This is a genomic window from Niastella caeni (assembly GCF_004834005.1).
Lineage (GTDB): Bacteria > Bacteroidota > Bacteroidia > Chitinophagales > Chitinophagaceae > Niastella > Niastella caeni.
Genome location: NZ_STFF01000001.1, coordinates 1,026,902 through 1,041,460, shown reverse-complemented (window position 1 = coordinate 1,041,460; position 14,559 = coordinate 1,026,902). Strand labels below are relative to the sequence as shown.

Here is a 14,559-nt window from a genome sequence, read left to right as displayed (position 1 = left end):
AGGTTTAACGGATGTAAGAAATTATTCGTAGATGGAGGTTGACAAGGTTGGAGAAAGTTAGTAAGTTATTGAGTTTATATGTTATTAAGTTCTGGGGGCATGGTGAACAGCGAACCGAACGTACAAGTGTGCGACGCAACAACAGCTCAATAGATACCCTAAAGCCGGGTACATAATCCTGCCTTTACTTCAACCTTCGGCGTTGAACATTCTATATTTATAGCTGATCCTTATTCGCCAACTGTCCGCACGCGGCATCAATGTCTTTACCGCGGCTGCGGCGCAGGCGGGCGTTTACCCGGTTCCGTTCAAGGTATGCCATAAACTGGTTTACCGTAGCCTCTTCGGGCTTTTCAAAGCGGGCGGCATCGATGGGATTATATTCGATGATATTCACCAGGTCGGCGGGTACCTGCCGGTAAATTTTTATTAGTTCATCGGCATCCTTTAAGCTGTCGTTAAAGTTCTTGAACAGGATGTATTCGAAGGTGATCTCGTTCTCTGTTTTCTTGTAGAAATAATTCAGGGCTTCTATCAGCGCTTTGAGGTTGTTGGTTTCATTGATAGGCATGATCTCATTGCGCTTGTTATCGTTGGCGGCGTGCAGCGATAACGCCAGTTTGAACCGCACCTTGTCATCGCCCAGTTGCTTGATCATTTTGGCAACACCGGCCGTAGAAACCGTGATCCGGCGGGCGCTCATGCCCAATCCGTCGGGTGAGGTAATGCGTTCTATGGCGTGCAGTACATTCTTATAATTAAGCAGGGGTTCGCCCATGCCCATAAATACAATATTGCTGAGCTTTTTATTGTACACGCGTTCGCATTGCTGGTTGATCAACACCACTTCGTCGTAGATCTCATCAAATTCGAGGTTGCGTTTGCGGTCCATATAGCCGGTAGCGCAGAATTTGCAGCTCAGCGAACAGCCGATCTGTGAAGAAACACAGGCGGTTTTGCGGTCGTCGGTAGGAATAAGCACACCTTCTACCAGGTGTTTATCAACCGTACGGAAGCGAGATTTAATAGTGCCATCGGCAGAGTATTGCGTGGCATCTATGGTTAAAGCGGGCAAAGAAAAGTTTTCAGTCAGTTTGGTGCGTAATTCCTTGCTCAGGTTGGTCATGGCTTCAAAAGAATGGGCTTGTTTAAGCCAAAGCCATTCATACACCTGTTTGGCGCGAAATTTCTTTTCGCCCAGGGTTTCAAAGTATTGTTCCAGCTCACTAAGGCTCAACTGCCTGATATTCTTATTCGCCGTTTTTAACATGCCGCAAAGGTACAACGGGTTGGGCGGATTAGCTAATGGGGCATGCCCTGGCATTCCGGATAAGGGATATTATATTGAAAGTCAGGCTTATAAAGGTTTAACGGGGAATAGTTATTCTACTATCTTAGGACGGGTAAATTTTCGTATTTCACTTGGCGAAGGCACCGTCACCTCTTTTAATGACATTACGTTCGGATTAGATAAAAAATAGCTTGAGTTCACCGATGAATCAGGTTTCATGCTTATGTGCTTGTATAAGTTTATCAGCTTTCCAAACAAAATATGTAATTCCATTGGCTCCTGGTCATGGCCATAGGCCGATGAACGGGTCACCGTGTTTCCATGAATAATAGAGATTCCCAATGTTTCTTGATCTGTCATCGACGTTTCGTAGAATTCGCGTAATGAATCAACTGGAAGGTTTCTGATTTTATCGATGATCGAATTGTATTCATTTTCACTAATTCTTCCCTTGAAGCCTCCTGTTGCTGAAGTATACCTTTCTCCATAAAAACGAATATTTCGCGAGGAGTCGATTTCAAGGTACATTATGGGGCATTTGCCATAACATCCCGAACTGGCAAAATAAATGGCAGTCGGTGTGAGCTTATTTTTTGCATGAACTTTTGAAAACCTAAGTGTATACTCCTGTTTTACCCCATCTAATAAAATGAGTGAATCCGTAGTCAGCTTTACGATCGGGAAACTATTTAATGTCTTATTTCCTTCAAAGTCAACATTTTCTATATATAATGAATCTTTTCTGATTTCATATTTGAAAGTGTCCTGCATTAAAGAGTTCTGGTAGGTAGAATCAGCAAAGCATCCATATATTGTTTCATTTTCCGTGTATTCCTTGCTTTGCTGTTGGCCGATCCAGTCACCCTTAATAAGCATAGTAAAGTTGTTTTTGTCTTCTTGTGGACGACACGCAAATAGAAAACAGATGAATGATGATAAGGCAATAGGTTTCAACATGTATGGGAATGGGTTTATTATTAGATGCCTGAACTGTGTGAATTCATAAATAGTAGGATGAAATTTAGTTTATTAAGTAGTTGGAATTGTTTTAATTATTAAAGTTTTTATTGAAGGCCTTCAAATTAAATACTTTACAATTACTTTGCGGCAAATAAAAAATCCGGCGGCTTGCCGGTATTGCTCAACGATCCGCCAGTTAGCGGAAAAAAAACTATATGAAGAAAGTATATGTCATCGATGCGGTTAGAACACCTATTGGAAAATACGGTGGCGCATTAAGTACCATTCGTCCAGACGATCTGCTCGCTCATGTGATTAAATCATTGTTACAACGCAACGCCTCCATAGATGTGAATGCCATTGAGGATGTAATTGCCGGCGATGCCAACCAGGCGGGGGAAGATAATCGGAATGTGGCCCGCATGGCAGCCCTGCTGGCCGGACTGCCGGTAACCGTGCCCGGTAATACCGTGAACCGGTTGTGTGCATCGGGGTTACAGGCTATTATGGATGCCTCTCGCGCCATTATGTGCGGTGACGGCGACCTGTTAATTGCCGGTGGGGTTGAAAGCATGACCAGGGCGCCCTTTGTGCAGTTGAAATCATCCGGCGCCTGGAACCGTACTCCCGAAGTGGTTGATTCAACCATTGGCTGGCGCTTTCCCAATAAAAAACTTACCGATGCATATTATCCGTATTCCATGGGCGAAACAGCAGAGAATGTTGCCCGCCAATGGAAAATAAGCCGGGAGGCCCAGGACGAATTCGCTTTACAAAGCCAGGAGAAATACTTTGCTGCTTTGGAAAAAGGCAAATGGAAAGAAGAGATAAGCGGAGTTGAAATTTTTGGCGGCCGCGATGAAAAGATCTTCCTGGAAAAAGACGAACCGCCACGCATCACTTCCCTCGAAAAGCTGAGTACACTGCGGCCCGCTTTTATAAAAGATGGAACGGTTACCGCCGGTAATTCTTCAGGCATTAATGATGGCGCTGCCGCTATGCTGCTGGCCAGTGAAGAAGCCGTACAAAAATATAACCTGCAACCCATAGCGCGCATTGTGTCGATGGCGGTTGCGGGTGTTGATCCGGCCATTATGGGTATTGGACCGGTACCGGCCAGCCGGAAAGCCCTGCAACGGGCAGGCATTACCGCCAATGACCTCGATCTCATTGAATTGAATGAAGCGTTTGCCGCCCAATCCATTGCCTGCATCCAGGATCTACAGTTGAATATTAAAAAAATAAACGTGAACGGTGGTTCTATTGCCATAGGTCATCCGTTGGGCTGCAGCGGCGTACGCATTTCTGCTACTTTAGTGCACGAAATGAAAAAGCAGGGGGCCAAATATGGACTGGCCACCATGTGTGTGGGCGTAGGGCAGGGGGGCGCCATTGTATATGAAGGGGTATCGTGAATGTCCCAAGCGGCTTCTTTTCATAAAAATTTCCGAAGTAAAAAGTCTTTAATTTCTGTTTTTGGGACCTTCCTGCCGGCAGGCAGGTTTAGGGATTTAGGGATTTCCCTGGTGCGAACCTTTGAACAAACCTCAAAATCTCTAAATCCCGGGATCTCTAAATTCTTACTAATATTTTATTATTTTTATGATCATACCCAGTGAAATATTTTATGCAGGAAACTGTACTCACCACGCTTATTTATAAATACAATCCGTATGCGCGTTTTTTCGTCGTATTGTATATAGTAAGCATTTTTTTGTTTTGCCTGTTTACCTGCGATCATATTCCCACGTACATTATATGGCTTATGTTGTGTATCTGGGCACTGCCATTGGTGTATGGCGCAATTTCTAAAAAATCGATCTTCAATTTCAGGGCGCTGGATAGCCGGCTGCTTACTTTATCATCAACGTATATTAAGGTAGGCAACCAGCGATATGCTATCAGGGATGTTGCTGTTGAGTTACATATTACTGCCTACGACGGTTTTATTTATAGCATCAGAAGCGAAGGCTTGTTAAAGCCGCAGATCACGTATGGCGATAATAATGTATTGCTGTTTAAATTCAATGGCGTCTCCTACGATAATGAATTTCATTTGCGCGATTATAACAGTTATATAACATTATGCCAACTGGTTGATGAATGGCGGGCTGCCGGCGTACCGGTAATTGTAAAAGAAGCATTTACCCGGGAGTTTGTAGATAAGCAATATGTTAGAAAGAGCCGTAAAAAGAAAAAGTAGCACATTTTAAATGGTAACTTCTACATTTATTTAACACACGATAACTTGCAAGGGGATATCGAATTTTTACTTTTACCATTCAATTAATATACCGCTATGAGAAAATGTTTACTTGTTCTTGGTTTGTTAAGTACCCTGTTTGTAAATGCCCAGACAAAAAAAGTCACTCCTAAAAAGAAAAATGTAAAAGCAGAAAAAGCTGTAAAGGCCGCACCGGTAGAGGATGTTGCAATACCAATAGAGGAAGAGGTAATTTTTGAGGCTCCCAAAGAAGAACGTATAGAGGAAACTAAAATAATGGTAGCGGAAGAGCCTGCCAGACGGCCAGAAAACACCCCCAATGTAGTTGATGGGGAGCCCTTTTATATTTATTCGAGCAATAGCGAAAAGAACATCACCATTGCTTACATGGGCAATGACAATAGTTACAGTAACAGGCGTTTCGGTTTGCTTGAATATTACTCCAAGAAAAAGCTTACTCCTTTTGTCTTCGAAAGCATCTCAGGTTTTTATGAAAGTGATCTTTCCATAGTGAGGCTGAATGGAAAGAATGGCCTTATGAATACAAAGGGCCAAATAATTGTTCCCTGCATTTATGACGATATGAATACCATAACTGTTGATGGTATCATGTATTATATCGTTAGCAAGAATGGCCGGTTTGGTGTTATCAATGCTCAGAATGAATCAATAATTCCTTTTGAATACGACAATATCTCAAAACAATATAATGCCAATGTATATTTAGAGGTGACCAAAAGCGGAAAGTCGGGGCTGATGAATTTTGTTTCCCGCAAAGAGGTTATACCTGTTATGTACGATCGTATTCATGTTCAATCGGCCAACCTGGTAATGGTGAGAAAAGGTAACCTGAATACTTTATTCAACCTGACCGGCGAAAAGGCGCTTTCCAATTGGTACACCCAGCTGGATGTAATTAACGACAATGAGCTGGCCATTGCTGAATTGTATGGAAAGAAAGGGTTGATCGGTATGGATGATAGAAAGATCATTCCATTGGAATATGATGTTTTGAACAGGATGCGTAGCGGTTATGCTTCCCGCTCATTATTTATTGCTGCAAAAGGGGGCAAATATGGTTTGCTGGGTGCAGATGGAAAGGTGGCGCTGCCATTACAGTATGACATGATCTCTTCTATTAGCAATGATATGATCTGTGTTTCAAAGAATAATAAAAAAGGCATACTCATGATCGATGGCAAGGTGGTGATACCCGTAGAGTATGATGATCTAACTGATGGCGACAAGTATTTCCTGGTAAAGAAAAATAATAAATACGGTGTTATAGCCCGGGATGGAAATACTATTTTACCGGTTGAGTATGATGCGCTGAACCGGATATCTATTGCAGACAGTTACAATTCTCCTTATTTAGTGGGCGCCAAAAACGGTAAAAAAGGAATGGTGGATGGTGTAACCGGCAAAGCCCGAATTGAATTTATTTATGACGATCTGATAGGAACCCGCAGAAACAGCTATAGTTCAACCGAGTCTTTCAATAATTCCATTATTGCGGTGAAGAACAACAAATATGGCGTTATTGAAATGAATGGCGAGGTAGCACTGCCTTTTGTATATGACGATCTGCAATACCTGAACTCTTTCCTGGTAATTGCCGGCAAAAATGGCAAATACGGTGTTGTTGATATTTATAATAATAACAATGTTGTATTACCTTTTGAATACCAGTTTGTAAGTCACAAGAGCGGTACAATTATCGCTTATAAAGACAGTTATGAAAAATTCAGGGTTAGCAGTAACAAGATTACAAAAGTGGGTAATTAGCCCGTTTCCAATTTAAATTCGCTAGTTTGCAGGTTCAATAAATACCAGAATGAACCTGCAAACTTCTTTACTTCGCTTAGAGAATCATATCCGGGAAGTTCCTGAACGTTATAAACAAACGCCGTTTGATATTCTTCTGCAAAAACCGGCTCCCAATAAATGGTCGAAACAGGAAATCCTCGGCCACCTTATAGATTCGGCCATCAATAACCTGAAGCGTTTTACCGATGCCCAATATTTCCCACAGCCTTATACGATAATTCGTTATAACCAGGATGAACTGGTAGCTATTAATCGCTATCAGCAATTGCCGCTTGCGCACTTGTTGCAGTTGTGGATCGTGTTAAACCAACAAATACTGAATATTATCAGCACTATTCCTGCCGATAAACTATCTTATACCGTTATCATTCCTTCCGGTGAATCTAAAACACTCGAATGGGTTATCATTGATTATGTTGAGCACATGGAGCATCATTTGAAACAAATAGAGTAATGCAATTTGTTACCTACATAATTGAAGGAAATCCCGACAAATCAGTTGACGTTGCTGCAAAAATTGTGGCTGGTTTGATAGCTGGTGTATTCATTGCCTGTTTAACAGGGTTTGCAACAATTGCTGCATACTTATTCTTAATAATGGCAGTTGGAGGAATAATTTTTGCCTTCGTTAAAAAGGGCAACATACAAAGTCATGGATTATCCAAAAGCCAATTATTAATATCAACTTCATCTGTACAAATTGCCGGGGATGTATATGAAATGGGAAAAATAAAAGACCTGCAATTCAGGATACACTCCTATGCAGGTCTCGATTATATGGCTGATGGCCTTAAAACATCAGATGGTATGAATAATTATGTTTCTTTTACTGTTGATGAAAAGAAAATAAATTGCCGTTTTTACCTGGATGGACCTACTCACACTTTAACGCTTTGTAAGCTGTTTCAGGAATTTTATTATAAAAGAATTCCTTTTATTGAGATTGATCGCGACGGTATTCAAACATACCTGTTACAGCGATTTGATGATAAGGAACTGGCTGCATTTAAGAATAAATACGGTTATTGATTTTCAGGTCCGCTACACCAGCTTATACAGCAACTTCTTCACCATTCGATAATTGGTGATGAGCGATAAACCGATCAATAAAAGAGAAGTTGCCAGTACGCTCCAATGCAACCACGAAGACAATTCGGGCCGGTTGAACATGGCGAAATGATGAAAGGCCCATTGCATGCCTTCGGTAAGCCCCAGTGCTATCACCACCACCAGTATATATACAGGAATAAATTGCTTCGACACATTTTTGCTGAGCCAGTTGGGTGAATAACCGAGCATTAGTAATAATTGCAGGTTGTCTTTACTACGCGCGATCATTAATTGCAGGTAAAATGAAAACAGCATCAGCGCCAGAATAACCACCAGCAGGCCAAAGATGCCCAGTCCGCTGAATATGCCCTGCAGTACCTGCTTTACGCGACCGAATTTTGTTTTATCCTTATTTACTTTATAATTCTTTTGTTGCAGATAGCTGAGGAAATCGGGATTGTTGGCGTCTTTGGTCTTAATGTATAAGCGGGATGCTTTTACATCGGAGGTGCTACCAAATTTTTTATTGGCCCAGTCGATGAAGTTCTTGGGAACAATGATGGAGTTTACCCGGTCGCTCAGGGCTACAATGGAACCGCGAAAGGTTTGCTGAACGTGATTCTCTCCGTAACAGGTAATATACACCATTACCTGGGAAGCGGTTGCTTCAGACAATTGCGGCAGGCCATAACCGGGGGCGAATACATTATATATTTCCAGGAAGTCGGAAGAGAAAACGATGGGAATATAGTCCTGGCCTTCCTGCCAGTTAAAGTTGGGTGGAACCGTGTCGATAAAATTATTATCCAGCGATTCCAGGAACATATTGGTGCTGAATGGGATAATGTCACCGGCGCTTAGCTCTACCCGGAAGCGGGTAGCTACTAACGGAGAAACACCCTGGATGAATGGCTGGGCAGCTATCTCTTTAATGTCATTTTCATTGAACAGGTTCTTCTCCCGCTGCCCCATGGTTTCGTTGGTAATGGTTTTGGAGATGGAGATGAAGTCGTACCCTTCTTTGCGCGGACTTTCCCCGCCCAACAATTGCTGAATGTTGATGAACATTTGAATAGAACACAACAACAGCAATACGCCAATACCTAAACCAAGATACGAGAACCAGCGGGAACTGGTATTGGTGCCTGTTTGCAATAATGAGCGGATGGGTGTAAAAGATACTGCCACGGATTATGATTACAAATGAAACAATCGGGTGTAAGGAAAATAATCAATGCGCTCCAGGTCGGCAAAAATGATGGCGGCATTGCGCAATTTGCTTTCTTCCAGCATCAGTTGCATGGCGTTTTGCGAGTTCACATCATCGAGGTGACTGAACGGTTCATCCAGCAACAGGAAATCATATGGCTGCATAAGGGCGCGAATGATGGCCACGCGCTGTTGTTCGCCATACGAACAGATGCGGCTTTTTGACGATAGTTTGTTACCAATGCCTAACCGTTCTGCCATTTCTCTTATCTTTTCTGCAGCATGAAAAGGATTCAGTTGCCGTTTCAATTCAATGTTCTCAAATACGGTTTGTTCGGGAAACAGTCGCAGGTCCTGGAATACGATACTCACATGATCTTTGCGGAAGCTGGCAAAATCTTCGGCTGAATAGTTTCTGATATCCTGGTTATTGTAAACAATATTACCGCTGTACTCATTACGCAGGCCATACAAAAAATGCATGAGCGACGATTTGCCGCTGCCCGAAGGCGCTACGATCTTTACATACTCACCTTTTGAAAAAATCAGGTCCCTGCGCCACACCTCAGATGCGTTGCGCTGACTTTCGTCGAAGTAAACAGGTAAGAGTTGCTGTAATTGAAGTTGCATGTATTGCCTAATGGTTACTGATTATGCAACAAGCCTGCCCGATGGTATTGTTCCGGTGAGCAGGCTTGTTCTTAATTTTATATCTTAATTATTTATGGATGCAAAACAGGTTTAAGCGCTGCCAGGCTTAATGCCGCCGGATCGCTGTAGTTAACCTGCACATCGTACCGCCTGTGCCTGGGATGCTTTAATTTGGAAATCGTATCCAAATATTTATTCAGTTGTTTCAAACTATTGGTGCTCTTATCAACCAGGTTCACTTCCGCTTCTGCAATAAAGGCATCGCCTTCCCGGTCACCGCCTGTTATTACTATATCCTGCCACATATTGATAGAAGCATCCATGGCTAATTTGGCGCTGCTGTCGGTAGCAAAGGCAGGACTAACTGATCTCAGCAATTGCTGTACATTAATATAACCGCCAAATGCTTTGCCGCTGATGCGGTTGGCAAAGGGGAACTGGTTATTGCCACCGCTTAAAAAGGCATTCACCTGTTCGGGCGAATTGCTGGCTGCAAACCAGTCGTTGTTCAACTGAAAATGAATTTTGCTATAGAAATCAGGCACAAACTCCTGTGCTTTTGTTTGCAGAATGCCGAACAGTTTGTCGAATGAAGGTTTGTCATTAACAGAAGTAGCAAATAAGACCTTTGCGCCGGGGTCGGGTATTTCCATCTGCGGATAAGGTGCGCCATCGGGGCCTTCAGCTGTTATTGAGTGCGTTTTCATTTCAACGTCGGTTACTGATAACAGCAGATCGCCTTTGTTGGCTTTTACAAACTCATCGGTACTATAGCCAACGCCGCTAAAAAAGCTGTTTACAAAACCGTCTACCCCAATCAGTTTAATGAGGTCTTTCAATCCTTGCGGCGGATATTTTAATGCAAAAACGGCCACCACATTTTTAGAAGGAATTCGATTTATGGTTGCAGCGTCTACTTTGCTGCCGGCATATTTCTTCATTAAATCGTTTAATTCCTTATTGTAGTATGCTCTTGATTTAAAAGCGATCTTTCCATTCTCGAAATTCAGCGTAGCGCCATATGCATTGCCTTCGAACAAAACGTTCAGCTTCAGCAATGACAAAAAGCCGCCCAGGCTGTTATAGTATTGTTCGGCATTTACCCAATAATGTATATCGCCGGGATCTTTTAACAAAGAAGCAAAGCGGTCGTCGCTCATCAGGTTGTTTTTGCCGGGCAGATCGAATAACTGCATTGCGAATTTTTGTAAGCTATCGGTACGAAAAGAGAACGGCTCCCTTGAATCGAAGCTGCTGCTGTTCAAACGACCTGAAACCGAAGGCATCGATGCATCTGCGATGTATATAAATCGGCTGTCCGTCCAGGCAACCAGGCTTTTAAGACTGGTTGCAAGCACATTTACATCTCCCTCTTTTACCACTTTACCGCCTTTGTTCGCTTTTGTAGCAAACGCTTCAAATGCCGACGCGTCCTTTACACCGCCTTCAAAGGCCATGTAACCGCCTTGTCCTTCTTTCTTTACAAAAAAGGCCAGGTCAGCTTTTATATCAATCCCTGAATTGGCAGGATTGTCGAGTATTTTTTTGCTCAGCGAATCGGTTTCATCGGCGTATAATTCCTTGAACCAATCGTTTTGCTGAATTTCCTGCCAGCTTACTTTAGAGGTAAGGGAATTGATATTGATGTGCACAGCCAGGGAGGCGTCTTTAGGCACAGCAATACCCGGTTTCGTACGGCTACAGGATACGAGCCCGGAAATTACTATTGAAAGCAGTACCAGGGATAAAAGGTTGCGTTGCATATCATCTTGTTTAAAAAAGAGATCAAATAAACAATTTATTGGTAAGGTTGGCAAGCGATACGGTTTCCTGCGTGCCAGTTTTTAAATTTTTAATAACGCCCGTATTATTTTGTACTTCCTGGCTGCCAATAATTACAATAAAACCGATATTTTTCTTTTCGGCATATTTAAACTGCTTATCCATTTTGGCAGGTTCGTGAAACAGCTCGCAGCGTACGCCCTGTTTTCTTAACGATTGCATGGCGGAAAATGCGGTGGTGCTTTCTGAGGCGCCCATATTAAAGAATAATACCTGGGTGCCGGTGTACACGCCCTCGGGGAACAATTTCAGTTCTTCCATTACATCATAGATCCTGTCGACCCCGAAGCTGATGCCAACGCCGGGAATATTGGGAACGCCGAACAGACCTGTAAGGTCGTCGTACCGGCCGCCGCCGCCGATGCTGCCGATCTTAACGGTGGCAGGAGCTTTGGCTTCAAAGATGATACCAGTATAGTAGTTAAGGCCGCGGGCAAGCGTGAAATCAATAATTAAATTGCCGATTGCTCCCGCTTCCGAGCGGGACCGATTCACGAATTCAAGCTCTTCAATACCTTTCTTTCCGGTTTCGAGATGGCCGATCAATGATTTGATCAATTGCAGTTTCTCTTCATTCGTTCCGGAAATGTTCAGGTATTTTTCAATAGTGGCGATCTGTTCGTCGTTCAGGCCGCGTTGCGCCAGTTCTGCTTTTACTTTATCAAGACCAATTTTATCGAGTTTGTCGATGGCAATGGTAATATCGATCATTTTATCGGCGCCACCGCAGAACTCTGCCAGTGCGGTGAGTATTTTGCGGCTATTGATGCGCAGTTCGTAATCGGCTATTCCTAATTGTGTGAATACTTCATTATAAATATTCGTTAGTTCCACTTCGTTTAATAAAGCATTGCTGCCTACAATGTCTGCATCGCATTGATAAAACTCGCGGTAGCGTCCTTTTTGAGGCCTGTCTGCCCGCCATACCGGTTGTATCTGGTAGCGTTTGAACGGGAAGGTGAGCTGCCCATGGTTCATGGCCACATAGCGGGCAAACGGAATGGTAAGATCGTATTTGAGGGCGCGTTCGGTAAGGCCTTTTACATTCTTTCCTTCCAGCACTTTTTCAAAATCGGCCCGGGCCTGTTGATGTTTGTCGGGATTTTCGAGGCCGTTGTTCAATATTCTAAAGATCAGCTTATCGCCTTCTTCGCCATACTTGCCCATAAGCGTTTCCAGGTTTTCCATGGCGGGCGTTTCAAGCGGCTGAAATCCATACAATTCAAAAACACTACGAATGGTATTGAAAATATATTGTCGTTTGCGAACCACCTCTGGTCCGAAGTCTCTTGTTCCCTGTGGTAATGACGGTTTTGACATTTATTATTGCTGAATTTTATAGTATCCTGATTGTTAAATATTGAATGTCGAATATCGAATGTTGAATGTTGAAGTGAATACCGGATTAGCTTTGCCTTTACTTCGACATTCGGCGTTCTTCATTCAGTATTCGATATTTATCTATGATTTTATCGCATGCTTTATCGATCATCTCGTATACTTCATGATAGCCGGGTTCGGTGCCATACCAGGGGTCGGGCACGTCCATGTTTTTGCCGGGGTATAGTTCATTCATCAGCAGATCAACCCTGGCAGCGTCAAAATCTTTCCGGGCTATGCGCTGCATTTCATCGATCACATCTTCCGCCATGGCATAGATCTTATCGTACTGTTTAAAATCGACGGCCGTAAAGCGGCGCGCACGTTGGTGACTGATATCTATGCCGTTCAACAGGGCTACTTTCTGTGATAGCCGGTGCGGTGCTTCCCCTACATGATAACCGTTGGTGCCGGCGCTATCAACGGTCCATGACAATCCCTCCTGTTGGGCTTTATGTTGCAAAATGCCTTCGGCCAGCGGGCTCCTGCAAATATTGCCGAGGCAAACCATTAAAATTTTCATAGTCGGCAAAGATAGTTTTAGTTTCTGGTTTGTGGTTTAAGGTTTAAGCCCGCCCGTACCGAATGGTATGTTCGGGGCGGGGTATAGAAAATGTGTTTGAGGTGTACTTCAAATACATAGTAAAACGTCCAATTCATCCCGTTTATGGAAACCTGCTCATTTTGCATCTTATTTTTTGTATAAAGTCATTAAATGCAAGATTTTCATTCGGTGTTTATTTCTTATCTTGCCCGGACCCTAAAAACGTACACATGGCATCGGAATTTGATGATAAAAAACAAAGGGCTTATATCAACAGGCGAGCTATCATGGACCTTGGCATGGGAATCATTTATACCGGTATGGCTATATTGATGTTTTTTGCCAGCAAGGTTGGGTTAGACAGCGTGTTCTCTGAGCCTTTTAATTACATCTTCGGCGGTCTGTGTCTGTTGTATGGCGGGTTTAGGATCTACCGCGGCATTAGGAAAAATTATTATCGATAAAGCAGTTCACTAAACGCAGTCATTAAACACCAGGCTGCAGCAGTAATTGAAATTGATAAACTTACTGGACTGAACCAGTATTAAATTATGATTAAACCAGACAGTTTTAATACGTGGTTTTCCAGAAAAAAGAAGATACTAAGATGAAATGGATAGGGTTAGCTCAATCGGTATTCCGGGTTTTGGTAGTGATCGGTGGAATCAATTTGTTTGTAACTGCATGTAGTTCAGCTCCAACAAATAAGCCCCAGGAAACTACTACCAGCGGTACCATTCACATCAGTGTGGATGAAAGCTTTAAACCGGTAATCGACTCACAGATCAAGGTATTTGAATCTCAACATCCCGACGCACATATTGTGGTACAGTATAAGCCAGAGGCGGAATGCTTGCGCGACCTGAATGTTGACAGTATTCGCATGGTAATTGTAACCAGGGGCCTGAGTGAAACGGAGGAAACTACACTTACCAATAAATTATCATTCAAGCCGGTGTTTGGCCCCATTGCCTATGATGCTATTGCGGTGATCGTGAACAACCAGGTAAAAGACACTTTGTTCACCATGCAGGACATCCGTTCCATTGCCAAGGGCACCAGCGGCTATAAATACAAAATGTTGCTGGATGGGAAAACGGCTACCAGCACGGTACGGTTTGTAGTGGACTCATTATTGCAGGGACAATCATTGAGCCCTAATATAGTGGCGGCTCAAAATACCGAAGGTGTAATAGACTATATTTCTAATAATCAGGACGCTATAGGTTTGCTAGGGGTAAGCTGGATCGGTAATAAAGATGATACCACCCAGCTTAGTTTCCTAAAAAAGGTTAAAATTGCACAAATCGAGTGCCGGGGGTGTAATGGCACATATGTTGATCCGGTACAATATAATATCGCGTATGGCCGATACCCCATGCTCAGACCGCTATATTATATTTTAAAGGAAAATTATGACGGGCTTGGCAACGGTTTTGCAAATTTTCTTATCTACGAAAAGGGACAAAAAATATTCTATCGGGCATACTTATTGCCGGCCAGAATGAGCTTCGGAGAACGAAAGATGCAGATCCAGTAATTAAACTTTAAACTACGGATTCCTAATACATTATAAAACTT

The 14,559-nt window shown here is 42.9% G+C and carries 14 protein-coding genes; 7 read left to right on the top strand and 7 right to left on the bottom strand.

The window, feature by feature from the left end:
- Nucleotides 1–217 precede the first annotated feature (217 nt).
- A complete protein-coding gene (rlmN, locus tag FAM09_RS03950) occupies nt 218–1,270 on the bottom strand; it encodes a 23S rRNA (adenine(2503)-C(2))-methyltransferase RlmN (RefSeq protein WP_136575761.1) in 1,053 nt (350 codons plus the stop codon).
- A 111-nt stretch (nt 1,271–1,381) separates the two neighbouring features.
- A complete protein-coding gene (locus FAM09_RS03945; protein ID WP_136575760.1) occupies nt 1,382–2,167 on the bottom strand; it encodes a DUF6438 domain-containing protein in 786 nt (261 codons plus the stop codon).
- A 299-nt stretch (nt 2,168–2,466) separates the two neighbouring features.
- On the opposite strand from FAM09_RS03945, the gene FAM09_RS03940 reads away from it, so the two are divergent.
- The 5 genes from FAM09_RS03940 to FAM09_RS03920 all read left to right on the top strand — a co-directional run bounded on the left by FAM09_RS03940 (nt 2,467) and on the right by FAM09_RS03920 (nt 7,331).
- A complete protein-coding gene (locus FAM09_RS03940; RefSeq protein WP_136575759.1) occupies nt 2,467–3,666 on the top strand; it encodes a thiolase family protein in 1,200 nt (399 codons plus the stop codon).
- A gap of 212 nt (nt 3,667–3,878) precedes the next feature.
- On the top strand, nt 3,879–4,454 hold the full coding sequence (locus FAM09_RS03935; protein WP_136575758.1) for a hypothetical protein: 576 nt from the start codon (nt 3,879–3,881) through the stop codon (nt 4,452–4,454).
- 96 nt (nt 4,455–4,550) lie between these two features.
- Nucleotides 4,551–6,260: a WG repeat-containing protein gene (locus FAM09_RS03930; protein WP_136575757.1), complete on the top strand. Its 1,710-nt coding sequence runs from the start codon at nt 4,551–4,553 to the stop codon at nt 6,258–6,260.
- 49 nt (nt 6,261–6,309) lie between these two features.
- The gene (locus FAM09_RS03925; RefSeq protein WP_136575756.1) at nt 6,310–6,756 is read left to right on the top strand and encodes a DinB family protein; all 447 of its coding nucleotides are present in this window, start codon (nt 6,310–6,312) and stop codon (nt 6,754–6,756) included.
- Nucleotides 6,756–7,331: a hypothetical protein gene (locus FAM09_RS03920; protein WP_136575755.1), complete on the top strand. Its 576-nt coding sequence runs from the start codon at nt 6,756–6,758 to the stop codon at nt 7,329–7,331. Before FAM09_RS03925 ends, FAM09_RS03920 begins: the two co-directional genes overlap by 1 nt.
- Before the next feature lie 12 nt (nt 7,332–7,343).
- Here the strand turns inward: FAM09_RS03920 and FAM09_RS03915 are convergent, their stop codons facing one another.
- From FAM09_RS03915 to FAM09_RS03895, 5 genes are all read right to left on the bottom strand, one after another.
- Nucleotides 7,344–8,540 carry an FtsX-like permease family protein gene (locus FAM09_RS03915; RefSeq protein WP_136575754.1) on the bottom strand — a complete coding sequence of 399 codons (1,197 nt, stop codon included), beginning with the start codon at nt 8,538–8,540 and terminating at the stop codon, nt 7,344–7,346.
- A 9-nt stretch (nt 8,541–8,549) separates the two neighbouring features.
- On the bottom strand, nt 8,550–9,191 hold the full coding sequence (locus FAM09_RS03910) for an ATP-binding cassette domain-containing protein (RefSeq protein WP_136575753.1): 642 nt from the start codon (nt 9,189–9,191) through the stop codon (nt 8,550–8,552).
- A gap of 92 nt (nt 9,192–9,283) precedes the next feature.
- Nucleotides 9,284–10,975, bottom strand: coding sequence for a DUF4836 family protein (locus FAM09_RS03905; RefSeq protein ID WP_136575752.1), 1,692 nt, complete (start codon nt 10,973–10,975; stop codon nt 9,284–9,286).
- Between the two features lie 22 nt (nt 10,976–10,997).
- Nucleotides 10,998–12,374: a histidine--tRNA ligase gene (gene hisS / locus FAM09_RS03900; protein WP_136575751.1), complete on the bottom strand. Its 1,377-nt coding sequence runs from the start codon at nt 12,372–12,374 to the stop codon at nt 10,998–11,000.
- A gap of 97 nt (nt 12,375–12,471) precedes the next feature.
- Entirely contained in the window at nt 12,472–12,957 is a 486-nt protein-coding gene (locus tag FAM09_RS03895) for a low molecular weight protein-tyrosine-phosphatase (RefSeq protein WP_243751585.1), read from the bottom strand.
- A gap of 251 nt (nt 12,958–13,208) precedes the next feature.
- Here FAM09_RS03895 and FAM09_RS03890 point away from each other — a divergent pair, with 251 nt between their 5' ends.
- Entirely contained in the window at nt 13,209–13,442 is a 234-nt protein-coding gene (locus FAM09_RS03890) for a hypothetical protein (RefSeq protein ID WP_136575750.1), read from the top strand.
- Between the two features lie 143 nt (nt 13,443–13,585).
- The gene (locus tag FAM09_RS03885; protein ID WP_136575749.1) at nt 13,586–14,518 is read left to right on the top strand and encodes a PstS family phosphate ABC transporter substrate-binding protein; all 933 of its coding nucleotides are present in this window, start codon (nt 13,586–13,588) and stop codon (nt 14,516–14,518) included.
- The last annotated feature ends 41 nt before the right edge of the window (nt 14,519–14,559 follow it).